The organism is Microbacterium sp. SL75, from assembly GCF_026625865.1.
In the GTDB taxonomy this organism is placed as follows: domain Bacteria; phylum Actinomycetota; class Actinomycetes; order Actinomycetales; family Microbacteriaceae; genus Microbacterium.
In genome coordinates, this window is record NZ_CP113067.1 from 3,169,559 (window position 1) to 3,191,891 (window position 22,333).

23 protein-coding genes and 4 tRNA genes are annotated in these 22,333 nt (G+C 67.6%); 23 read left to right on the forward strand and 4 right to left on the reverse strand.

What is annotated here, in order from left to right; genetic code table 11:
• Window positions 1-14: 14 nt before the first annotated feature.
• From OVA17_RS15140 to OVA17_RS15205, 14 genes are all read left to right on the forward strand, one after another.
• Window positions 15-1,232 carry a phage major capsid protein gene (locus OVA17_RS15140; RefSeq protein WP_267787307.1) on the forward strand — a complete coding sequence of 406 codons (1,218 nt, stop codon included), beginning with the start codon at window positions 15-17 and terminating at the stop codon, window positions 1,230-1,232.
• Window positions 1,232-1,624, forward strand: coding sequence for a hypothetical protein (locus tag OVA17_RS15145; protein WP_267787308.1), 393 nt, complete (start codon window positions 1,232-1,234; stop codon window positions 1,622-1,624). The genes OVA17_RS15140 and OVA17_RS15145 overlap by 1 nt, the downstream gene beginning before the upstream one ends.
• A 77-nt stretch (window positions 1,625-1,701) precedes the next feature.
• Window positions 1,702-2,055 carry a head-tail connector protein gene (locus tag OVA17_RS15150; RefSeq protein WP_267787309.1) on the forward strand — a complete coding sequence of 118 codons (354 nt, stop codon included), beginning with the start codon at window positions 1,702-1,704 and terminating at the stop codon, window positions 2,053-2,055.
• A complete protein-coding gene (locus tag OVA17_RS15155; RefSeq protein WP_267787310.1) occupies window positions 2,052-2,525 on the forward strand; it encodes a hypothetical protein in 474 nt (157 codons plus the stop codon). Before OVA17_RS15150 ends, OVA17_RS15155 begins: the two co-directional genes overlap by 4 nt.
• Window positions 2,526-2,550: 25 nt before the next feature.
• Window positions 2,551-2,802, forward strand: coding sequence for a hypothetical protein (locus OVA17_RS15160; protein ID WP_267787311.1), 252 nt, complete (start codon window positions 2,551-2,553; stop codon window positions 2,800-2,802).
• Window positions 2,786-3,808, forward strand: coding sequence for a phage tail tube protein (locus tag OVA17_RS15165; protein WP_267787312.1), 1,023 nt, complete (start codon window positions 2,786-2,788; stop codon window positions 3,806-3,808). The genes OVA17_RS15160 and OVA17_RS15165 overlap by 17 nt, the downstream gene beginning before the upstream one ends.
• Window positions 3,805-4,383: a hypothetical protein gene (locus tag OVA17_RS15170; RefSeq protein ID WP_267787313.1), complete on the forward strand. Its 579-nt coding sequence runs from the start codon at window positions 3,805-3,807 to the stop codon at window positions 4,381-4,383. Before OVA17_RS15165 ends, OVA17_RS15170 begins: the two co-directional genes overlap by 4 nt.
• A gap of 12 nt (window positions 4,384-4,395) precedes the next feature.
• Entirely contained in the window at window positions 4,396-4,689 is a 294-nt protein-coding gene (locus OVA17_RS15175) for a hypothetical protein (protein ID WP_267787314.1), read from the forward strand.
• A 273-nt stretch (window positions 4,690-4,962) separates the two neighbouring features.
• Window positions 4,963-7,491 carry a phage tail tape measure protein gene (locus OVA17_RS15180; RefSeq protein ID WP_267787315.1) on the forward strand — a complete coding sequence of 843 codons (2,529 nt, stop codon included), beginning with the start codon at window positions 4,963-4,965 and terminating at the stop codon, window positions 7,489-7,491.
• A 2-nt stretch (window positions 7,492-7,493) separates the two neighbouring features.
• On the forward strand, window positions 7,494-8,315 hold the full coding sequence (locus OVA17_RS15185; protein WP_267787316.1) for a hypothetical protein: 822 nt from the start codon (window positions 7,494-7,496) through the stop codon (window positions 8,313-8,315).
• A 9-nt stretch (window positions 8,316-8,324) separates the two neighbouring features.
• Window positions 8,325-9,446 (forward strand): hypothetical protein, encoded by a 1,122-nt coding sequence (locus OVA17_RS15190; RefSeq protein ID WP_267787317.1) that lies wholly within the window; start codon window positions 8,325-8,327, stop codon window positions 9,444-9,446.
• Window positions 9,447-9,458: 12 nt separating this feature from the next.
• Window positions 9,459-10,331, forward strand: coding sequence for a hypothetical protein (locus OVA17_RS15195; RefSeq protein WP_267787318.1), 873 nt, complete (start codon window positions 9,459-9,461; stop codon window positions 10,329-10,331).
• A 13-nt stretch (window positions 10,332-10,344) separates the two neighbouring features.
• Window positions 10,345-10,908: a hypothetical protein gene (locus OVA17_RS15200; RefSeq protein WP_267787319.1), complete on the forward strand. Its 564-nt coding sequence runs from the start codon at window positions 10,345-10,347 to the stop codon at window positions 10,906-10,908.
• Window positions 10,908-11,750, forward strand: a complete 843-nt coding sequence (locus OVA17_RS15205; RefSeq protein ID WP_267787320.1) for a hypothetical protein — start codon at window positions 10,908-10,910, stop codon at window positions 11,748-11,750. The genes OVA17_RS15200 and OVA17_RS15205 overlap by 1 nt, the downstream gene beginning before the upstream one ends.
• A gap of 110 nt (window positions 11,751-11,860) precedes the next feature.
• Here the strand turns inward: OVA17_RS15205 and OVA17_RS15210 are convergent, their stop codons facing one another.
• Both OVA17_RS15210 and OVA17_RS15215 read right to left on the reverse strand, forming a co-directional pair.
• Complete coding sequence (locus OVA17_RS15210; RefSeq protein ID WP_267787321.1) at window positions 11,861-12,418, reverse strand: PH domain-containing protein; 558 nt, start codon at window positions 12,416-12,418, stop codon at window positions 11,861-11,863.
• A 157-nt stretch (window positions 12,419-12,575) separates the two neighbouring features.
• Window positions 12,576-12,651, reverse strand: a tRNA-Val gene (locus OVA17_RS15215).
• Between the two features lie 152 nt (window positions 12,652-12,803).
• Here OVA17_RS15215 and OVA17_RS15220 point away from each other — a divergent pair.
• From OVA17_RS15220 to OVA17_RS15250, 6 genes are all read left to right on the forward strand, one after another.
• Window positions 12,804-12,876 (forward strand) — tRNA-Gly (locus tag OVA17_RS15220).
• Window positions 12,877-12,942: 66 nt separating this feature from the next.
• A tRNA-Cys gene (locus OVA17_RS15225) sits at window positions 12,943-13,013 on the forward strand.
• A 27-nt stretch (window positions 13,014-13,040) separates the two neighbouring features.
• Window positions 13,041-13,115: transfer RNA gene (locus OVA17_RS15230), tRNA-Val, on the forward strand.
• Window positions 13,116-13,612: 497 nt separating this feature from the next.
• Window positions 13,613-15,412 carry a PPOX class F420-dependent oxidoreductase gene (locus tag OVA17_RS15235; protein ID WP_324289900.1) on the forward strand — a complete coding sequence of 600 codons (1,800 nt, stop codon included), beginning with the start codon at window positions 13,613-13,615 and terminating at the stop codon, window positions 15,410-15,412.
• A gap of 171 nt (window positions 15,413-15,583) precedes the next feature.
• The gene (locus OVA17_RS15245) at window positions 15,584-15,967 is read left to right on the forward strand and encodes an ATP-dependent DNA ligase (RefSeq protein ID WP_267787322.1); all 384 of its coding nucleotides are present in this window, start codon (window positions 15,584-15,586) and stop codon (window positions 15,965-15,967) included.
• A 7-nt stretch (window positions 15,968-15,974) separates the two neighbouring features.
• Complete coding sequence (locus tag OVA17_RS15250; RefSeq protein ID WP_267787323.1) at window positions 15,975-16,400, forward strand: TIGR03618 family F420-dependent PPOX class oxidoreductase; 426 nt, start codon at window positions 15,975-15,977, stop codon at window positions 16,398-16,400.
• Window positions 16,401-16,404: 4 nt separating this feature from the next.
• On the opposite strand, the gene OVA17_RS15255 is transcribed toward OVA17_RS15250, so the two are convergent.
• Window positions 16,405-17,556 carry an SLC13 family permease gene (locus tag OVA17_RS15255; protein ID WP_267787324.1) on the reverse strand — a complete coding sequence of 384 codons (1,152 nt, stop codon included), beginning with the start codon at window positions 17,554-17,556 and terminating at the stop codon, window positions 16,405-16,407.
• An 82-nt stretch (window positions 17,557-17,638) separates the two neighbouring features.
• Between OVA17_RS15255 and thrS the strand changes: the two genes are divergently transcribed.
• Together thrS and OVA17_RS15265 are read left to right on the forward strand one after the other, a co-directional pair.
• On the forward strand, window positions 17,639-19,624 hold the full coding sequence (gene thrS / locus OVA17_RS15260) for a threonine--tRNA ligase (RefSeq protein ID WP_267787325.1): 1,986 nt from the start codon (window positions 17,639-17,641) through the stop codon (window positions 19,622-19,624).
• A 107-nt stretch (window positions 19,625-19,731) separates the two neighbouring features.
• Window positions 19,732-20,244, forward strand: coding sequence for an HIT family protein (locus OVA17_RS15265; RefSeq protein ID WP_267789414.1), 513 nt, complete (start codon window positions 19,732-19,734; stop codon window positions 20,242-20,244).
• 57 nt (window positions 20,245-20,301) lie between these two features.
• On the opposite strand, the gene OVA17_RS15270 is transcribed toward OVA17_RS15265, so the two are convergent.
• Window positions 20,302-21,282 carry an RICIN domain-containing protein gene (locus tag OVA17_RS15270; RefSeq protein WP_267787326.1) on the reverse strand — a complete coding sequence of 327 codons (981 nt, stop codon included), beginning with the start codon at window positions 21,280-21,282 and terminating at the stop codon, window positions 20,302-20,304.
• Window positions 21,283-21,724: 442 nt separating this feature from the next.
• On the opposite strand from OVA17_RS15270, the gene OVA17_RS15275 reads away from it, so the two are divergent.
• Window positions 21,725-22,330, forward strand: coding sequence for a hypothetical protein (locus tag OVA17_RS15275; RefSeq protein WP_267787327.1), 606 nt, complete (start codon window positions 21,725-21,727; stop codon window positions 22,328-22,330).
• Window positions 22,331-22,333: the final 3 nt, after the last annotated feature.

The window sequence follows — 22,333 nt, forward strand, 5'->3', positions numbered from 1 at the left end:
AAAGAGAGAACCGAATGACCGAAACGATGGACGCCCTGCGCACCCTGCGCGAGGAGCGACAGAACCTGTTCCTCACCGAGATGGCACCGCTCCGCGACCTCGCTGCGCAGCGCTCGCTCTCGGCCGAGGAGTCCGAGAAGTGGGAGCGCGTCGACCGCGAGATCGGCCTGCGGACCGCGCGCATCGACCAGGTGGAGCGCGCCTACGAGCAGGAGCGCGCGTTCGGCGCGGCTCCCGAGGCTCGCCCCGACGCTGACCGCCGCGAGAACGGACTCGCCTCCGAGCTCCGCGGTCTCTTGTCGGCGGACCCGACTCAGCGCCGCGCGAACGTCAGCTTCACCGAGGCGGAGTTCCAGCGCGCGCTCTCCTCGGGAACGGCGACGGCTGGTGGCAACACCATCCCGACCACGTTCCTGAACCGGCTCACCGAGCCCCTGCGTGACATGTCGTCCGTGCTTCAGGCCGGCCCGACGGTCATCGTCACCGAGTCGGGCGAGGAACTGCCCTGGCCCACCGTCTCGGGTCACGGTTCGGCGAACGCGAACGTCGGCGAGTCCGACACTCGCGCCGGTTCCGATCCGACGTTCGGCAAGACGTCGATCAAGGCCTACGAGCACTCGCAGCTGATCGTCGTCCCGCGCCGTCTCATCGAAGACGCCGCGATCGATATCGAGGCGTTCGTCGCCCGCAAGATCGCCGAGAACGTGGGCGTCTCGCTGGCCGCGAAGCTCGCGATCGGAACCGGCGTGAACGAGACGCAGGGCCTCGTCACCGCGGCGACCGCCGGCAAGACCGGCGCGACCGGCGTCGGTGGCGCGGCCACGTTCGACGACGTGATCGACCTGTTCTACTCGCTCGCCGCGCCCTACCGCGCGACGCCCCGCTCGGGGTTCATCGTCGCCGACGCCGCGCTGCCCTCGCTCCGCAAGGCGAAGGCGACCGGCTCGGGCGAGTACCTGTGGGCGCCTTCCGTGCAGGTCGGTCAGCCCGACACCCTGCTCGGCAAGGCGATGTACCCCGACGCGAACATGCAGTTCGGCCTCGGCAAGAAGTCGATGGTCTTCGGTGACGTGTCCAAGTACATCGTTCGGCTGGTCGGCTCGATCGAGATCGCGCGTTCCGAGGAGCGCTACTTCGAGAGCAACCAGGTCGCGTTCCGCGGCATCCTCCGCGGCGACGGCCTGCTCGAGGACGCCTCGGCGGTCAAGGCCTTCCAGGGTGGTGCGTCCTGATGGCCGGCACTCGCAAGTCGGCGGGCGAGCAGACGCCGCCCGAGACCCCGGAGTCGGGCGAGCAGACGCCGCCCGAGACCCCGGAGCCGGGCGAGCAGACGCCGCCCGTCACCCCGGAGTCGGTCGCCCCCGTGGCGCCCGAGGTGCCGCCCGCGCCCGACGCGACGCCCCCCGGTGTCGCCCCGGGCGACATCGCTCCCACCACGCCGGCACAGCCCGAGCGTGACACGAGCGACGTCCCGGACGAGGGGCACGTCGAGGTCGTGATGCTCGTCGGCATCACCGGCACCCGCAACGGCGAGCAGTGGCCCGCCGTCGGCGGGACCGTCGCGCTGCCCGCCGACGAGGCGGCGCAGTACATCGCGAACGGGTACGCGCGCCTGCCCGAGTAAACACGAAGCGCAGCAGTCGAGAGGGGCCGCACCCGGTTGGGTGCCGGCCCCTCTCGGCGTTGCAGAGGGGAGATCCGATGGCGAGCAATTGGCCGCTGAAAGCGAGCGATCTTCGAAAGGCAATCGGAATCGACGAGGGCCAGGAAGACGACGACGAACTGACCCTGTTCGTCGAGACGGCGTGCAGCATCATCGACGAACACACCGGCCGCACCGCAGACCCGCGTCGCCACCTCCGCCCCGACGGCAAGCTGCCTCCGCAGTTCGTGCTCGCCGGACGTGAGCAGGCGAAGCACATGTGGAATCAGACGAAGAACGGCCCGCGCTCGCGGCCTGACGAGGGCGCGCCGATGGGTGTCGGCATCCTCGCAAAAGTCGCGGTGTGGCTCGAGCCGTTCCCCGCCCCGCCCGGGTTTGGTGGCGGCAAGTGAGCGGGATCAGTCAGGCGACAGGCCTGCTCGCGGCGCGCGAGGGGCTGTGGAACGCGATCCAAGCGGCGACAGCCGCGCACGGCCGCGATCTCGATCGCTACTACACCACGCCCGACGAAGTCACTTCGACGAAGTGGGTCGGGCTCACAGACATGACGGTCGATCCCGACCTGACCAACATCGGCCCGCGCCGTTCGTTCGACGAGGCGATTCGCATCGGCGTTTCGCTGGGCGCGTGGGCGCCGGGTCGCGGTGAGGCGGCGGGGCGGGCGGCCTTCGAGGATGCGTTCGAGCTCCTCTCTGAGATTCAGACGTACATCACGCAGCGCGACATAGAGCTCGGCGGGGCCGTCCTGTGGTGCCTGCCCGGGCAGATGAGTAACGACGCCGTCGGCTCTGACGACGGGAACGGGTACGTCGCCGAGATCGTGACCGAGTTCGTGTGCGCACACAAGGTGCGCCCCACCTGATCGACCAACAACGGAAGGGGGAGCTATGGCCGGAAAGGCTGTGCCCCGATTCAAGAACGTGTCTCCGCTCGGTGCGCTCGACGTGCCCGCGCTGGGCCGCGTGATCGCCGCGGGCGAGGAGTTCGAAGTGCGTGAGGATCTCGTGCCCCTGTTCGCCGGGCAGGCGGAGAACTACGAGCCGGTGAACACGTCGGCGAAGACGGCCGCGGCGGATGCCGTGGCGGCCGTCGAGGAGATCGAAGAGGGGGAGGTGGTCGACGGTGACGACGCAGCTTGATTTCACGGTGGGCGCCGCGAAGGAAACCACCTACGGCATGGCCGCGACGGTGACCCGATTCGTGGAGTCCGAGGCGAAGATGAAGTTCGATGTGAAGACGGAGACCGGCAAGGGGCAGCGCCCCGGCAAGCCGGTGAACCGCACGCGTCGCAATTACATCTCGCGCTTCGAGGGGTCGGGGGAGATCGCGTGTGACGCGTCGACCCGGGGGCTCGGGTTCCTGCTCAACGCCGTCCTGCACGCCGTGACGAACACCGTCATCGGTGCGACCGCGGCGTACCAGCAGAACCACACGGTCAGCCTCACCGACCCGATTCCGACGTACACGATTCAGGAGGTGCTGCCGACCCTCGGCGGTGTCAATGCGTTCGCTCACACCTTCACCGGGTGCGCGTTCGACTCGCTCGAGCTCTCCGCGAAGGAAGGCGGGACCGTCGAGCTGAAGTTCTCGGTGATCGCCCGCGATCTGCTGACGAACGTCGCCGCGGCCGGTGCGTCGTACCCGGCCGATGATGACCTGTTCACGTTCGTGGGCGGGTCGATCGGCATCGCCGGCACGCTGACCGAGCCGACGACGACGGCGCTCGCGTCGCTGTCGGGGCAGCCGGCGGCGAACATCGGCGAGGTGTCGGTCGCGGTGAAGCGCAACCTGGACTCGGACGGGTGGAACCTCGGCGGGCAGGGTAAGCGCTCGCGCCCCCCGGTGCTCGGCAAGCCCGAGATCTCGGGAAAGATCACCGCGGAGTACACCGATAACACGCTGCGCGACGCGTACCTCTCGCAGTCGACGCTGCCGCTCGTGCTGACGTTCCTCGGCCCGCAGATCGCCGCCGGGGTGCAGGCGACCCTGCAGGTGGTGCTGCCGGCGATCCGACTGAAGGGTGAGGTGCCGTCGTCCGACGGTGGCAAGCCGATCAAGCAGTCGATCGATTTCGAGGCGTTCGATAACGGCGTGAACACGCAGCCGGTGTGGTTCGTGTATCGCACGCTCGATACCACGCCGTGACCGGTCGGCAGGTGACGGGTGCGACGCCCGACCCGGAGTCGCTGAAGCGCCTGCTGAACAAGCTGCGGGAGTTCCCGCCGGCCGTGCGCACGCCGGTTCGGCGGGAACTTCGGGCGCTGGGTGCGCCCGTCATCGCGGAGCAGAAAGCGATTCTCGACGGGCCGCTGCCCCGCGGCGTCCGCAAGACGGGCTATCGGCACAAGCTCGTGCATTCGAAGCGCAAGGGCAAGTTCTACGCGGTGAAGGTGAACACCTACGCCGAGACCGATGTGAAGCGCGGCGGGCAATCGACCGGGATGCGCGCCGGGATCAAGGCCGGGCTGAAGTTCCGAGTGACCGCGGGTAAGACCCGACAGGGCGTCGAGTTCAAGACCACCGGCCCGAGGGGCGAGGACGGTTTCAACAAGGCGAAGTTCTGGCAGAAGAAACGGTTCCGGCATCCCGTGTTCGGCGACCGGAAGCACTACATCGACCAGGGCGGCCAACCCTTCTTCCGCAACCCCGTCATGGACGGGCGCGACCAACTGCTGCGCGCTACCGAGGAGATCCTCACGCGCGCAGCCGACCAGACCTAGGAGCGATATCGCATGGCAAAAATCAAGCTCGCAGACGGTTCGACGATCCCCGTCGTGAAGCCCAACCTTTGGGACGGCGCGGCCGTCGAAAAGGAGATGGGCTGGAACCGCAAGGAGTACGCCGACCAGATGAAGTCCGGCAGCATGCAGACCGCGTTCGCGATCTTCGCGAGCCTGCGTCGCGCCGGCCACGACGTCACCTTCACGTCGTGCGCGAATCTCGACGGGATCGAGAACCTGCTCGCCGAGCCCGGCGACCACCGCGACGCGGGGGCGGAGGGTGAGCAGACCCCGGACCCTCAGTAGTCCGCAACGGGCGCGGGCGGCGCACCAAATCTGAGGATGCGTCGCCCGAGCTCGACGCGCTCAACGAGCGCGAACCGTGGCTCGAGGATCAGGTCGCCAAGCGCGCGCTGCTGATCTGCCGTCACGACTACTGGCCGGCTCTCACCCCGGACCGGCTTTGGGAGTTGCCCTACGAGATGTGGGGGCAGCTGGCGCTGGCCTGCGACTCGATCGCGAAACAGAAGGAAGACGACGCCGCCGAGATGGAGCGTCTGAAGAACCGGAGGTGACCGAGTGGCTGGCAAGTCCGCAACGGATCTGATCATCCGCCTGCTCGTCGAAGACGAATCGCTCGACAAAGTCGACCGGTCGAAGGCGAAGTTCGACGCGTGGAACGACGCGCTCGAGCAGGGGTCGAAGGTGGCGGCGGGCACGCTGCTCGCTGTGGGTGGGCTCGCCGTCGGGACGACGGTCGCGTTCGCCGACGCCGAGGCCGGGATCGACAGCATGGCCGGGGCGCTGAAGCTCACCGAGCCCGAAGCCGGTCGAGCGGGAGAGGCTGCCGCGAACGCGTACGGTCGCGCTTTCGGGGGATCGCTCGGTGAGGTTCAGTCGGCGACTGCCGGCGTAACCGGCTCGATCAAGGGCATGCGCGACGCGAGTGTCGAGGAACTGCAGGGGATCACCGAGGGTGTTCTGACGCTGTCGGGCGGATTCGAGCTAGAGGCCGACCGCGTCTCGCAGATCGTCGGGCAAATGCTGTCCACCGGCATGGCGAGCTCGGCGCAGGAGGGGATCGACCTTCTCACCGTCGCGCTGCAGCGGGTGCCCCCCGCCGTGCGCGACGATCTGCTCGACGCGATCGACGAGTACGGCCCCTTCTTCCAGCAGCTGGGGATCTCGGGCGAGACGGCCTTCACGATGCTCGCTGACGCGAGCGCAAAGGGCATGTACGGGATCGACAAGACCGGCGATGCTCTGAAGGAATTCACGATCCGGTCGACGGACATGTCGACGGCCAGTGGTGCGGCTTATGAAGCGCTCGGGCTGTCGCAGGCCGACATGACGAACAAGATCCTCGCGGGCGGTGACAGCGCGGAGCAAGCGTTCGCGCAGATCATCATGGGCCTGAACGGGATGACCGACCCGGCCGCGCAGTCGCAGGCCGCGCTGGCCCTGTTCGGCACGCCGCTCGAGGATCTCGGGACGGGGGAGATTCCGAAGTTCCTAGACCAGCTGGCAAACCTGGATGGCGGGTTTGGAGATGTCGCGGGAGCCGCTGCGGCGATGGCCGACACTGTCTCTGGCAACACGAAGGGGTCGTGGGAATCGATTCGCCGCGACCTGCAGATGACCGCGGCGGAGATCGGCGAGTCCTTCGCGCCTGCCGTGAGCGACGGTCTCGAGGTGCTGCGAGGGTTCGCCGACTGGGCGGGCGAAAACCAGGGAATCCTTATCGGGATTGGCGGAGTCATATCAGTGGTCGCGGGCGGGATCATGGCCGTGTCCGCGGCGCTGAAGGTGTATGCGGCTGCGCAGGCTATACAGACCGCGGCGCAGTGGCTGAACAATGCAGCGTGGTTCTCGTGGCCGGTGACGTGGATCATCCTCGCCGTCATCGTGGGGATCGGGCTGCTGGTGGCCGCGATCATTTGGCTCGCGTCCAACTGGGACAGCGTCACCGCCTGGCTGGGTTCCGTTTGGACGTGGCTCTGGGACACCGTTCTATCGCCCGTCTTCGCGGCAATCGGGGCCGCGTTCGAATGGCTCGGGACGAACGTGTTCGCCCCCATCGGTGATTTCATCGGCACCGTCGTGCAGGGAATCGGGCAGGTTTTTGACTGGCTGTATCAGAACATCATCCTGCCGGTCGTGACCGGGATCATGCTCTACATCGGCTTGTGGGCCGCGGTGATCGTGTGGCTCTGGGAGAACGTCGCGATGCCGGTGTTCGACCTGATCGGGCAGGCGTTCCGATGGCTATACGAGAACGTGTTCGTCCCCGTCGGCGACGGGATCGGTGCCGTCATCCGAGGGATCGGTGACGTTTTCACCTGGATCTCGCAGAACATCTTCACCCCGTTCGCGAGTTTCGTCGGTGACGTCCTGCGCAACGTCGGAGCGGTGTTCACATGGCTGCACGCGAACATCGTGATGCCCGTAGGGGCAGCGATCGGCACCGCCGTGAACGCGGTCGGGTCGGTGTTCTCGTGGCTGTGGAACAACGCGATCATGCCCGCAGTGAACGGGATCGGTCAGGCCGTGCAGTGGGTCTACAACTCGGTGATCTCGCCCGTCTTCAACGCGATCTCGGGCGCGGTCGACATGGTCGGGAACGCATTCCGAACCGTGTTCGGAGCGATCGGAGGGTTCATCTCGAACGCGTTCAACGGGGCGGTGTCGGCGGTCCGCGGTCCCATTAACTCGATCATCGGTCTGGTGAATGGCGCGATCCGGGCTATCAACGGGATCTCGGTCACGATCCCTGACTGGGTGCCGATGGTCGGTGGTCAGACGTTCGGCGTCTCGCTGCCGCAGGTGCCCTACCTCGCTACGGGTGGCGTCACGATGGGGCCGATGCTCGCCGTGATCGGTGACAACCCGGGCGGGCAGGAGATGGTGCAGCCCCTGTCGATGTACCAGCAGAGCCTCGAGCGGGTAGCCGTGGCATCCGCCGGCAGCGGCGGCAGTCGTGGCGGCGGTGACGTGCTGGTCGAGATCGTGAACCGCGCCGGGGTCGCCCTCGGTGACCTGATCGATATCCATATCGAGCGGGACGGGCGGCGACGCCGCGTCGAGCTCGAGGTCGGGGTGAGGGGGTAGACATGGCTGGACCGTTGCTAACGCCGAATCTCGACGCGAATCCGTTCGTCGAGGTGTTCTTTGATCCGTCGTCGCTGGCCGCCGGAACGTCGGTGCTGCGCATCTGGCGGTACTCGGAGGATCGGCAGTGGAAGGTGCGCGGCGGCTGGGACATGCTGCCGGGCGCCGCGGCGATCGACTGGGAGGCGCCGTTCCGCACGCAGTGCACGTACCGCGCCGAGCAGTTCACAGCAGGGGGTGCGTCGCTCGGGTTCACCGACTCGGCCGTCGCGTCCCTGGACGCCGACGGCACATGGGTGCACAACCCGCTCGAGCCAGCGCAGGGCGTCCGGGTCGAGGTCGACGACGAGTCGGCCGCCGAAATCGTGCGACCGACGCCGGGACAGGCAGTGTACACCGAGGGCGGTTCCGTTCCTCGGCGCATCGGCTCCCGGCGTCGGGCGCTCGAGGGCGTGAACGTCGTGCTCAACGTCGACAGTGCCGCACGGATCGCTGCCTTCGAGGCGGCTCTCGGGTCGTACGAGAACGAGCAAGTCGGGGTGCTGTGCATCCGCACCGCCGAGCCGGTGATGTGGCCGCGGACGTTCTTCGCCGCCGCGGATGCCTGGCCGAAGCAGGATCGCACCGTCCGCACGGGCGGCGACTGGGTGCAGATCAAGGCGAAGTGCGATGAGGTCGAGCCGCCCGCACCCGGCATCGTCGCACCGTTCCTGCGGTACTCGGATCTCGACGCGGCCTATCCCTCGCTTGCCAATAGAGACGCGCGGTACGGCACGTACAGCGCGCAGGACCGCGACTATTCGCTCGTCGGCGTGGCCGGGTAAGGGGGTGCGATGCGCGACGCGTCAGCGGAACTGAGCGCCGCCCTGCTCGGGTCGTTCGACTATCGGTGGTACGCCGACCTCACCTACGGCGGGGCGCGCGTGATCGAGGATCTCCCCATCTCGCAGCCCCGTTTCAAGGAGGACGGGAATGCCAAGATCCAGCAGAGCGGATCGTGCACGGTCACCTGGACGGATGAGCTCGCAACGTCGCTCGTCCCGCGGTACGTGAACGATCCGCTCGCGCCCTTCGGGGCGCAGCTGTGGGTGTCGTGCGTCGTGAGCGCCGGCCCGTTCGAGGAGCGGGTCGCGTTCGCGCGCTACGAGATCACCGACGTGCCCGACGCCCGCGATCGAGCGATGCGATTTCATTCGCAGTGGCTCACCCTCGGGTCAGAAGTCGAGCTCGAGTTGAAGGAACTTACGGCGGTGCTCGGCGTCGAGACGTTCGACGTCCCGACGTCGGCACCGTCGCTCGCATCGGCGTGGTCGGAGATCGCGCGCGTGTCCGGGATGCCGATCAGTCGGGCCGTGCCGGATCAGCCGATATCGCGGGCGGTGCTCTACGACGGGAAGAAACTCGACGTGCTGTACGAGCTCGCCGACGTCATCCTCGACGCGGTGCCGCACATGACACCGTCGGGTGCGCTGGCCTGTCGGCCGAACACCTGGCCGGCCGTGCGAGCCCGCCTGACCCGTGCCGATCACATCGTGTCGGTGGGGCAGATGATGAGCGCGGCCGGCGTCTATAACCGGGTGGTCGTGCGGGCGACGAGCGGACAGCAGTCGAGCGTGCTCTCGGTGTCCGAGGTGCTCGACGGTCCGCTGCGTGTGGCAAACCCGGACGGGTCGCGTTCCCCGTGGGGGCGCCGCACGAAGTACCTCTCGAGCGAGTACGTGACCACGCCGACGCAGGCGCAGGCGTGGGGTAACTCGACGCTCGCGCAGGTGTCGACACCGCGCGCGCAGGTAGTGCCCGTCGTCGAGATCTTCAACCCGCTGCGCGAGCGAGGCGACGTCGTGCTCATCGAACGGCCCGAGGTGTGGATGCTCGGCCGGGTCGTGACCGTCGAGCGCGACGACGGGCCGACTCAGAAGCTCACCGCAGAAATCGGGGCGATCACCCCGAAGTAGAAGGGGGACCGGATGGCGACCGAGCAGGAAACGCTGCTGAAGCTCATCGGAGACAAAAGCACGGCGCGCGTCATCCCGGGAAACTTCCGCGGTCTCGACGGGTTGCGCGCGGTCGTCGATTTCGACGGCGGGCGCGTGCCGGCCTACATGCTGACTGACTACGTGCCCTCGGTGAACGAGTCGGTCTGGGTGCAGGTGATCGACGGTGTCGCGTACGTGATGGGGCCGACCACGCCCCGGCTCGGTAACGGCACCGTCATCTCGGCATCCGGGGGTACGGCACGCGTCTCGACCGCGCTCGGGGAGATCGAAGCGACCTACGACGGGGCGGTGACATTCGCCGCCGGCACGCTCGTGAAGCTCACCTGGCGCGAGGGTGCGCACATCATCGGGCGCCGCGGTCCCGCGCCCGTGGTCGACGTCCCGCCGCCGCCTGAGAGCACCGGCCCGCAGACGCGAACGGTCACCTTCACCCCGACCGACTCGGGCAGCTACCAGCCCGGCTACGGGTGGCGAACCGCCGACGTGTGGAGCTCCTCGAGCAACTCGGGCGGATGGTTCTACGGCGATCAGATCAAAGACACGATCCCGGATAACGCCCGCATCGACGGGGCCGAGATCTACCTGCCGCAGCCCGACCGTCTGACCGGGGCGCGGCCGTTCGGTCGACACGACCAGGCCGGCAAGCCGGGCGGGGCGCTGACGTTCTCGGACACCTCCACCCTCGGGGGCACGTCCGGGTGGTGCGGCATCCCGACCGGCCTCATCGACCACTTGAAAGCGAACACGGGCGGCCTCGGTTTCGCCCTCGGCGGGTGGAACGTCTGGCCCGGCCGACAAAGAGACGGGCAGTCAGGCGTGCTGCGCGTCACGTTCACGGCATAGCAAAGGAGAAGACGTGGGATACACATCGACCGGTGGCCCGAAGGGGCTCGGCGTCGTCACCGACTCGGCCCGCACCGTGGCCGACCTGAACCAGATCATCGCCCTGCTGGGCGACGTGGGGAACACGCGCGTCGGCACGACCGCAGAACGTGACGCGCTCCCGGCGGCGAAGCTCTACACGGGGCTGACGTTCGTCAACACGACGACCGGCACCGTAGAGCGGTACGTCGGGGGCGGCTGGAAGGTCATCCTCGAGGACACCGGGTGGTCGGCTCTCGCGCTGCAGAACGGGTGGGGCAATCACTCGAACGCGAACTATCAGACGATCCAGCACCGCCGCCGAAACGGTGTCGTCGCTGTGGAGGGGACGATCGCGAGCGGCACGGTCGCGCCGGGAACGGTGTTGTTCGTTCTGCCGGCGGGTTCGCGGCCGACGAAATACATCGTCGTGACGATCTGGTCGAACGGGCAGGCCCGGCCGATCGAGATCTCGCCGAGCGGGAACGTCGTCGTCGGCGACACTGCGCTCAGTTCGGCGCGCACCGATATCGCCTTCACGTTCCTGGCGGATCAGTGATGACGCGCTACGACAACGGGCGCGCCCCGCTGAGCGATCTCGTCTACCTCGGCCCCGATTTCTACCTGCCCGCAGGAACGGCCGCACGGTGGGCTGAGCTCCGTCGCCTCGGAGTCGAGAAGTACGGCGTGCTGATCTACGTGACGCCCGGGTGGAACGGGTACCGACCGCTCGACGTGCAGGTGCAGTACCGCGAGGAGCTCGGCATATGGGCGGCTGTGCCCGGCCGATCGTCGCACGGCCTCACCTATCAGGGACGCGACTGCGCGGCGATCGACGTCAACAACTGGCGTGCCCTGGCACCCGGGAACGAGTCGCTCGCGTGGGGCCGGTTCGTCGCGCTGTGCCGGCTCGTCGGCTTCACTGTCGATTTCGTCACCCCCCGCGAGGAGTGGCACATCGGTGACTTCGACCCCTTCACGATCCCGGCGTTCGCTGCGATCGCCATCAACCCGGCCACCACGGCCAAGCCTGAGGAGGATTACGAAATGGCAGACCTGTACATCTTCGATTCGGGGGCGCAGTTCCTCGAGACTCTCGGTGGTCACCTGCACTGGATCGCCGATCCCGGCGAGGGTGGGCGCCTGACCGGCGTGCGTCGCATCGAGCACGTGTCGGATCGACTCGGGAAAGAGATCCTCCTGCGTCACTCGCAGCAGGACGACCGCGCCGACCTGGTGCGCATGAGCGACCCCGCCGACGCGAGCGTGTACCTGCTGAACGCGGGCTCGCTGCGCCCCCTGTCGGACCCGGCATCGATCGGTCAGTTCAAGTCGGCCGGCGCGCGAGACGTCATGCGTCTCTCTCGCGCCGAGGTTGACAACCTGCTCGCGCACGCGTAACCCGCACGCTGCAGCACAACGCCCCCGGCGTTCCAAACCCGTGATGGGGGAGGAGCGCCGGGGGCGTTTCGTCGTTGCTGGCCGCGAGCGACGCATCGGGCACGCGGGGGCTACATGCGCTCGAGGATCTCGGCTTTCTTTGCGTTGTATTCGTCCGGGGTGATCAGGCTGGCATCCCGGAGGGCGGCGAGTTTGGTCAGCTGCGCGACGGGGTCGCTACTGTCGGCTGCCGATTCACTGCTGGCGGGGCTGGGGGATTTGCCGAGGCGGGCGCGCGACGCATCCACGAAGGCCTTACCCTGCGGCTTTCCAACGTTCTTGATGGTGGCCTGCTGGTTGGACGTGTAGATGGTTACCTCGCCGAGCACCATGCCCGCTTTGAATTGCACGCTACTGACCTTCTCGAGCGGGAAGTCTTCGCTGCGCTGCGAGAGCAAACCGTGATTCAGAAACAGGAGGCGACGATCGGTCAGAGCCAAGATGCCGTTCTGGTTGTCATACGTCCCGGAGAGGATAAGCGACACAGTCTCACCCTCGGCGAGATTGGACTCGAGGTGTGCGAGATCCCGTTTCACGAAACCGGATGCCGGAAGGCTCTGGGCGGCGTCCCGAATATCGGCTCTTAGGTGGTCGTGTTTGCCCGGCTTCGGGGTTGTCGTGTCGCTCATGGGGGTCAGCATAGCGACGGCGTCGGCGGGTGCAGCTATCGCTGTACTGCGCAAGATTGCGTCGCGCTGCGGGCATTTTTGCTTCACGTTTGCTTCACGCTGAGGGGTCGAACGCGCAACGAAAAACAGAAAACCCCCGGGTGGCCAGGGGTTTATCTGGTGGGCGATGCCGGACTCGAACCGACGACCTCTTCCGTGTGAAGGAAGCGCGCTACCAACTGCGCCAATCGCCCTCATCCCGAACGGGACTCATCGATCGTACCGGATGCCGAGAGGTGCTTCGAACCAGTGCCGGGAGACACGCGCGGGGGGCGCCTCGTTTTGCACCCGCGCTGAGATCGGGTAATGTCTTACGAGTGCTCGGGGCAAGCCCCGGGAACGAAATGCGGATGTAGCGCAGTTGGTAGCGCACAACCTTGCCAAGGTTGGGGTCGCGAGTTCGAGTCTCGTCATCCGCTCGAGTGGAGGGATCTCCGTTTGGGAAACCGATGGAGCATCACGACACGTGGGTCGAACCACATCACGGTGGCGTGGCCGAGCGGCTAGGCACCGGCCTGCAAAGCCGTTTACACGGGTTCGAATCCCGTCGCCACCTCGCCTCACAATAGAACAGCCTGTATAGGCGCGATTGGCGCAGCGGTAGCGCGCTTCCCTGACACGGAAGAGGTCACTGGTTCGATCCCAGTATCGCGCACCACCTGAGAAACCCCCGGTTCGCCGGGGGTTTCGTCGTTTCCGGGTGCGGCACAAGACCCGGCCGACGACGTGATTGCGACGTACCGTGCAGGATTGTCGCGACGCTCTGGCCGACGACGTTCGCACGACTGTCGCGCAACGGCGCACTCATGCACGAGTCGGTAACCCACACCCCGAGTTCGGGAGCTGCGCCGAGGGGAGCTCTACCGAGCCGGTCAGGCGGAGAGCCATCGGACCGAGTGGTCGTTCCCGCCGCCAGTAAGGGGGGCTGCGGAGTGCCTGGCGGCGGGAACAACACGAGACTACGTCGTGTCCACCATTTGGGGGACACATTGGGTCGAGTCTTGTGGTGTCCTTGCGCTGATCTTGCGCTCGCTTTGCGCCGAGAACGTCGCGCGCACAGCGGGCGCATCGTCGAGGCTCAGTATCGTGACCTGGCACCCCGCGGCCCCGCCGCCAACGCCCGAACCGCCTCGCGGAACAGGAAGCGAGATCCCCGTGAACAATGAAGCCCCCCTCTTCTCGACCCCGTCGGGTCCGATTCGCGGACGCCGTGAGGGCGCGGTTCTGCGCGCCAGCGGCATCCCCTATGCACGCGCGAACCGCTTCGATCCCCCGGAACCGATCGAGGACCGACCCGCACATGACGTGTTCGACGCGATCGCCCCGTCTCCCGCCTCCCCCCAGGCGCCTACCCCGCTGATCGATGCTCTCGGTGACCAGACAGGGGGGCTGCCGATCCGTGAGGACTGCCAGCACCTCTCCATCACCGTGCCCGCCGATCGGGGCACCGACGACGCACCTCTTCCGGTGATGGTGTGGATCCACGGTGGCGGGTACACGAGTGGCGCGGGTGACCTTCCGGTGTACGACCCCGCCGTGCTCGCGCACGAACAGCGGGTCATCGTCGTGACGGTCACCTACCGCCTCGGCGTTCTGGGTTATCTCGGCGACGGTGCGGGACGGCCGGCGAACCTCGGTCTGCTCGACCAGCTGGCGGCCCTCGAATGGGTGCAGCGCAACATCGCGGGCTTCGGGGGAGACCCCGCGCGCGTGACGGCCTTCGGGCAGTCCGCCGGTGGCGACGCGGTCCTGCACCTCATGGCGATCGATCGGGCCCGCGGGCTGTTCGCTCGAGCGATCGTTCAGAGCGCCCCGATGGGAACCATGGGCGCACGCGTCAAGCTCGCGGCGGCGATGAGTGCCGCATCCGCCGAACTCACCTCCATCACGCCGGTGGGGGAGCTGGCACGCATTCAGGCGGCCGCACTGCGGGTCTCGCGCGGCTTCGGGCGTTTCTCTCTCATGCCGTTCGCGCCGCAGCCGGGATTCACCCCGCTCCCTCCCGAGAAACAGATCCGCGAGAGGTGGCTCGAGCGCGCCCCCGGCATCCCTCTGCTCATCGGCGTCACGGCCGAAGAGACGCGGCTCTTCCTGCCGGGGATCTCGGTTCTCGACGGCCTTCGATCCCTCCCGCCGCTCTACGCGCTCGTCTCGATCGCGCTCGACACGGCCATGAACGCCATCGTCTACGGCCACCCCGCTCGTCGGCTCGCCCGTGACTATCGACGTGCGGGCGGGACGGCGCTGCGTTACGTCTTCCGGTGGCGGGCGAATGACGTCTACCGCGCGTCCCACGCGATCGAGGTGCCCTTCGTCTTCGGCACGGAGTCGACCGGGGCGCATCTTCCCCCGTACGCGGGAGCGCGGCCCGACGAACTCGCCGCCGTCGGGAAGAGCGTTCGCGCGCTGTGGGGCGGCTTCGCACACGGACGGACGGGAGAGATGGCATCCGTCCCCGAGGTTCTCGACCTGTACGGGGATCGAGGCGCGCCGTCGGCGCAACCCACCCCGGCGGAGAGCGCCGCGCACTACGGTGACACCATGACCGTCCCCGATGCCCAGTGGCGCGAGCTCGCCGCCACGCCGTTCGTCTCTCTCGGTACCTACCGCCGCAACGGCGCCCTCGTGGCCGTTCCCGTGTGGATCGCGCGCGACGGGGACGAGCTGGTCGTCACGAGCGAGCGTTCGACGGGCAAGGTCAAACGTCTGCGCAACGACTCCCGCGTCACGCTGCAGCCCTGCAGCCGCATGGGCAAGGTCGAACCGGACGCCATCCGCGTCGAGGCCGAGGGACGCATCGCCGGACCCGCCACCGACGACGCCCGCGCGAATGCCGCGCTCAAAGGCAAGTACGGGTTGCAGTACCGCGCCATCCTCGGCTTCGAGGCCTTCGCCAGGCGGATCCAGCGGAAGCCCGGTGACCGCGTCATCATCCGCATCTCGCGCGACGCCTGATCGGCGGCATCCGCTGCGCTATCCCGAACGCGCAGTCCGCCGCAAGGGGTTTGCGCGCGAGAGGGTTTCGAGAGACCGTTCACATAGAGAGCGGTTGCCGGCCCCCGGATCCCGCGTTCCCCTTCTCGCCGAGAGGCGCAGGGCCGTGGGCGGCGGCGACGGGAGTGGAAAATGGGCAAGTTCATCTACGACAGCAACATCAAGGTCGATTTCGAAGACCGGCTGCTGGCCCACCTGCAGGCGGTCATCATGGCCAAGGTCCGGCGAGGCGAGAGCTTCCCCTTCACGTGGAAGGACGACATCAGCACCGGCGGCGGACGCACCACGGTCTACATCCACCCGCACGTGTCGCTGGTGTTCAAGTTCCACGGTAGCCGCACGCCGCAGCTCAGCACGGCCTGGCTGCACGCGCTGACCTACAACGCCAACTCGGGTCGAGGGCTCTATGTCGTGACCGAGCCCGACGAGTTCGTTCCCCGCGAGAGCGTGCGGCGCGAAGAGATGGTGTTCAGCGAGGTTCCGAACGACCAGGCCCCCCACTCCATCCGCGGCTGAGCGGGGAATGGATGCCGAGCCCTCGGCGGTTACCTCCGGTATGAGCAATTGGGCCACCACCAAGCCGTACTTCGAGACCGATGCCGTGGCGCACCTGGCGACACTCATGCGCGACGGATCGCCCCACTCGATCCCACTCTGGGTCGGGGTGGATGGCGAACGGCTCATGCTGTTCACCGAGGTCGACACCCTCAAGGACCGCAACCTGCAGCGCGACCCTCGCGTGGCCATCTCGGTCACGGCATCCGACAACAGCTACTCGATGGCGTTCGTGCGTGGCGTGGCCGTGGAACGGATCGACGGCGACGCCGCCCTGCCGTACGTCGATCGCATCGCACGGCTCTACACGGGCGAGGACTACGGTCTGCGCGAGGGACTGGCGGTCTGGTTCATCGAGCCCGGCAAGGCGTGGTCGCGTACCTACGAGGATTGACCGCTCACCACACGAGCGGCAGGACGCCCAGCAACAGGATCAGCGGCGCGATCACCGCGCCGAGCAGAACGAATCGGCTCCACCGCACCTCGACGCCCGCCGCGACGAGACGGTCGTGCCACAGCAGGGTCGCCAACGACGCCCAAGGCGTGACGATCGGACCAGCGTTCACACCGATCAGCAGCGCAGCCAGTCGCGCGGGAGAGCCCGCCACCGACTCGAGGGCGAGGTAGGCGGGCAGGTTGTTGATGCCGTTCGCCGCGAGGGCGCCGACACCCGCCACCTGCCAGAGCGACACGAGGTCGTCGCCCGAGCCGGCCAGCACCGCGGTGACCCGCCCGATCCCGAGGGCCTCGAGGGCCCCCACGGCCAGGAACAGTCCGCCGGCGAACACCAGCAGAGACCAGGGCACCAGACGGATGCCGAGGGCTCGCGGCGCGCGCCAGGCGAACGCGGCGATCAGGACGAGGGCCGCTCCCGTGGCCGGCATCCAGGGTTCGAGTCCGATGACCAGCAGGGGAAGCAGAGCGACGGTCACCACCGCCGAGACGCGTAGCAGAAGGCGATCCGAGACCTCGGGGGAGGCGGCATCCGGGTATGTCTTCGGCAGTCGGCGCAGGAACACGAGCGTCAGCACGATGACCGACACGGCAATGGCGATGAGCGCCGAGGGACCCAGCAGGGCGAGGAACGCGACGGGGTCGTGACCGCCGCCGAGCGCCTCGGATGCCAGCAGGTTGGTGAGGTTCGACACCGGGAGCACCAGCGAGGCGGTGTTGGCGAGCACGACGGTGACGAAGGCGAAGGGAAGCGGATCCAGTCGCCGCGCCACGGCCATGGCGACGACCACGGGAGTGAGCAGCACCGCGGTCGTGTCCAACGACAGGAACGCCGTCGCCACCGTGGCGAGGGCCACGACCAGCACCCACAGCAAGGCGGTGCGCCCGCGAGCGATCCTCGCCAGGCGCGCGGCCACGACGTCGAACAGCCCCGCCTTCGAGGCCAGTTCGGCGACGATCGTCACGGCGACGACGAAAAGCAAGATGGGCCAGACGCGGTCGGCGACGGCGAGGGCGGCGTCGGCGGGAAAGACGCCGGTGAGCAGCGCGATGAGCCCGAGCACCCAGAGCACGCCGCCGATGATGGCCAAAGTCACCGCTCCACTATGAGGCACGTCGCGTGCGGTCGAGACCACGCCCGCCCGGTAGCCTGGAAACGACCCCTTCAGGAGATGTTCTGTGACTGATTTCCCCGCCGATGGCTTCGCCCTCTTCCCCGACCGTTCGGTCGTCGCTCTGCGCGTCAACGGGGAGTTGAAAGACCTGGCCACGACCGTGACGGCCGATGACCGGGTGGAGCCGGTCACGGTCGACAGCGCCGACGGCCTGTCGATCCTGCGCCACTCGACCGCGCACGTGCTCGCTCAGGCCGTGCAGCGTGTCAAGCCCCAGGCGAACCTCGGCATCGGCCCTCCCGTCACCGACGGCTTCTACTACGACTTCCAGGTCGACGAGCCCTTCACCCCCGAGGACCTCAAGGTCATCAAGAAGGAGATGGAGCGCATCGTCCGCGAGAACCAGCGGTTCGTGCGCCGTGTCGTCAGCGACGACGAGGCCCGCGCGGAATTGTCCGACGAACCGTTCAAGCTCGAGCTGATCGGGCTCAAGGGCGGCTCGGCCGAGGCGGCCGAGGGCGCGTCCGTCGAGGTCGGCGCCGGTGAGCTGACGATCTACGACAACGTCACCCGAGACGGCGAGACCGCCTGGAAAGACCTCTGCCGCGGCCCCCACGTTCCGGGCACCCGCCTCATCGGAAACGGTTGGGACCTCACGCGCATCGCCGGTGCCTACTGGCGCGGTAGCGAGAAGAACCCGCAACTGCAGCGCATCTACGGCACCGCGTGGCCCACCAAGGACGAATTGCGTGCCTACCAGCACCGTCTCGAAGAGGCCGCAAAGCGCGACCACCGCAAGCTCGGCAAAGAGCTCGACCTCTTCTCGTTCCCCGACGAGATCGGTCCGGGTTTGGCGGTGTTCCACCCCAAGGGCGGCATCATCCGCTACGAGATCGAGCGCTACATGCGCGAGCGCCTTCTCGCCAGCGGCTACGAGGTCGTCAACACCCCGCACATCACCAAGGGCGACCTGTTCATGACGAGCGGTCACCTGCAGTGGTACGCCGACGGCATGTACCCCCCGATGGTTCTCGACGAGGTCGTGGATGCCGATGGGCACGTGTCGCGCGAGGGCCAGGAGTACTACCTGAAGCCCATGAACTGCCCGTTCCACAACCTGATCTTCCGTTCGCGCGGACGCAGCTACCGCGAGCTGCCTCTGCGCCTGAGCGAATTCGGGTCCGTCTACCGCTACGAGAAGAGCGGAACCCTCTCGGGCCTCACGCGCGTGCGCGGCATGACTCAGGACGACACGCACATCTACGTCACCGCCGAACAGGTCAAGGGCGAGCTGACCCACAGCCTCGACTTCGTGCTGCAGACCCTGCGCGACTACGGTCTCAACGACTTCTATCTCGAGTTGTCGACCAAAGAAGACGGCAATCCCAAGTTCATCGGCGACGACGCGCTGTGGACCGAGGCGACCGAGACCCTTCGCGAGGTCGCCGAGGCCTCCGGCCTCGAGCTCGTGCCCGACCCGGGCGGGGCGGCCTTCTACGGCCCCAAGATCTCGGTGCAGGCGCGCGACGCGATCGGACGCACCTGGCAGATGTCGACCATCCAGCTCGACTTCAACCAGCCCGAGCGCTTCGAGCTCGAGTACACCGGCCCCGACGGCGAGAAGCACCGCCCCGTCATGATCCACCGCGCCCTGTTCGGCTCGGTGGAGCGCTTCTTCGCCATCCTGCTCGAGCACTACGCCGGAGCCTTCCCGGTGTGGCTCGCACCCGTGCAGGTCGTGGCCGTTCCCGTGGCCGCCGAGTACGGCGACTACCTCCAGGGCATCGTGGCCGACCTCAAGGCCCGAGGCGTACGCGCCGAGGCCGATCACAGCGACGACCGCATGCAGAAGAAGATCCGCACGCACACCACGCAGAAGGTGCCGCTCATGCTGATCGCGGGGGAGCAGGACCGCGCGGGCGGCACGGTCTCGTTCCGCTTCCGCGACGGCACCCAGCTCAACGGCATCCCCGTCGACGAGGCTGTCGCGCGCATCACCGGGGCGATCTCGGCCCGGACGCTCGTCAACACCGCCGAGGATCTCGCGTGACCACCGATCCGGATGCCGTCGCGGCGGACTCGTCGCCGGTGGCCGGGTCGACACCCGCCAGCGACGGGTCCGGATCGGTCACGACCGACGCCGAACTCGTCGACGCCATGACGCTCCCGGGCGTACCAGACGAGTTCCAGCGCCTGTGGACGCCGCACCGCATGGCGTACATCTCGGCGGGCCGGGAGCCTATGGAGCAGAACTGCCCGTTCTGCGCCGCCCCCGACAAGTCCGACGAGGACGGTCTGATCGTCGCGCGCGGGAAGACCGCCTACGTGCTGCTGAACCTGTTCCCGTACAACTCGGGCCACCTGCTGGTGTGCCCGTACCGCCACATCGCGACGTACGACCAGGCCACCGACGAAGAGGTCGCCGAGATCGGCGCGCTCACGCAGCGCGGCATGCGGGTGCTGCGGGCGGTGTCTAAGTGCGACGGCTTCAACCTGGGCATGAACCAGGGCGCGATCGCGGGAGCCGGTGTCGACGGGCACCTGCACCAGCACATCGTGCCCCGCTGGGCGTCGGACGCGAACTTCTTCCCGATCATCGCGAAGACGAAGGCGCTGCCCCAGCTGCTCGGCGACGTGCGCCGCACGGTCTCGGACGCCTGGGGAAAGTGAACACGGCGGTGCCGGTCCGCGGATCGTCTTCGCGAACCGGCACCGTCGTTTCAGGCGTTAGAGACCGTCATGGTGCATCGCCTGGATGAGCCGCACGTTGCGGTCGAACGCGGTCTCACTGAACTCGTCCGAGTAGTTCAGCCCGTACGGCCACATGTGGCTGCCGCCGCAGTTGATCCGCGCGTCCGGACCATCCCACGACTTCAGCAGGGGTAGGGCGGAGGGCCAATCCTGCGCGTCGCATTTGGCCTGAAAGTGGCCGGCTGTGCCTACCCCGACGGTGTGCGAGATCTCGTGTAGCGCCGTCCCCTCGACCATGTAGGAACGATTGCTTCCGAAGCGGATGTCACCGTTGATGCTGGCCTCGGCCGTGGGGACGCCGGGTGCGTAGGAGACATTCAGGTGCCGCCAGGTGTTGTTGAACTTGTTGTACCGGGCGAGCGCACGGTCCATCGCGTCCCTGATGCGGGCGTAGGCATCGAGCTCATCGGCCGACGGGTTCGACGACTCGTAGAGGGTGTATGTCATCTTCGACACGTTCGGGTCCGTAAGGCGCCAGCGCTGGACGCCGGTGCCGTCGCAGGTGACCTGCGACAGCAGCCCCCCGTCGGCAGGGGACGCGACACTCTGCAGGCAGAGGTTGTTGTACTTGTTGCGGATCTCGGTCCAGCCGCCTCCGACGTCGGTCAGCTGCCACTGCTGCACGTCGCCGCGCCAGCACGACCACTGACGCACCTCCGATCCGCTCGTGGTGGCGAAGTTGTAGTTGTCGAGACAGAGGTTGCTGAACGTGTTCTTGATCTCGGCGTAGCCGTTTCCGAGGTCGGTGATCGCCCAGAGCTGATTCTGGCCCTCGAGGCAGGTCCACTGGCGCACCTCGGCACCCGGCTGAGTATCGAAGGCGTAGTCGTCCATGCACAGGGTGTTCTGCTGATTGCGAATCTCTTGGTTCGTGCCCGTGCCGACCGGCGCGGTCGGTGCGGCCGAGGCGGGGGAGGCTGAGCCGAACACGGCGAGACAGAGGGCAAGGGATGTCAAGAGCGCGCTGCCCAGGCTCCATCCTCGACCTCTTGCTCGCGACGTCGTCGTCCGAGACATGTGAGTACCTTTCGTTGTGCCGGACCGCCACGAGGCGAGCCCGGGTGGGGCGGGGGAACGCCGCGCGCCGCAGGCGGGGAGTGCCGGCCGGAAGCGCACGACAGCGCGTCGTCGGGGAGGGGGTTGCCCGGCAGACCGCGACCCCTGACGGGATCTGCGGAGACGCGTTCTCGCGGGGCGTCGACTCCAGTGTTAACGCTCACATACCCGCTTGGGTGCGATCTTCTCGTCGCGAACCGGCCTCTGTCAAGGCGTCTTTGGAGGTCATGCGTAACGCGTCGGACGAGAGCGCTCCCAGAACCTCGAGCGACCACGTATCGAGCAAACCGGGGTTATGCACAACCCCCGTCCGCGACGAGAGCGTTCCCGATAGCGTCACGGCATGAGCTCTCGGACTCGCCATCTGGTTCTTTCCCTCACGCTCGCCGCCGTCCTCCTCGGGACGACAGCCTGCATCCCGCTGCCGAGCCCGCTCGGGCCCGACGGCGCCGCGGGGCGGCCGACCTCCGCTCCCGACGGCGCGCAGAGTCCGGTGCCCGAGGAGTCGACCACCGCCGATCCCGACGACGTGTCCGACGTCTTCGCGGAGCGGGAGGAGTACTTCCGCGAGCAGCAGCTTCCGATGGACGGTTCACCGCTGGTCGCGGTCACGCTCGCCCAGAAAGAATTCATCGCCGAGCAGCGGGCATACGTCGAGCAGCAGGGTTCGGCCTGGACGTCGGCCGACGAGAGCCTGGCACTGGCCCTCGCCGGAGACGCGTGCGAGACGGCGATCCTCAATCGCCATCAGGTCGATGCCTCGACCATGAACACACACGTCGCGACCTCCCCGCTGTTCGCCCAACTCATCCCGAGCGACCTCCAGGGCGCCGCGCGCACACAGGCCGAGAAGCCCATCGCGAGCGTCATGGTCTTCGGCGCGACCTTCATGTGCCCCGCCGACGGCGACGCTTGGGTCGCCGCGTATCGAGAGGTGTACGGCGGCTGAGCC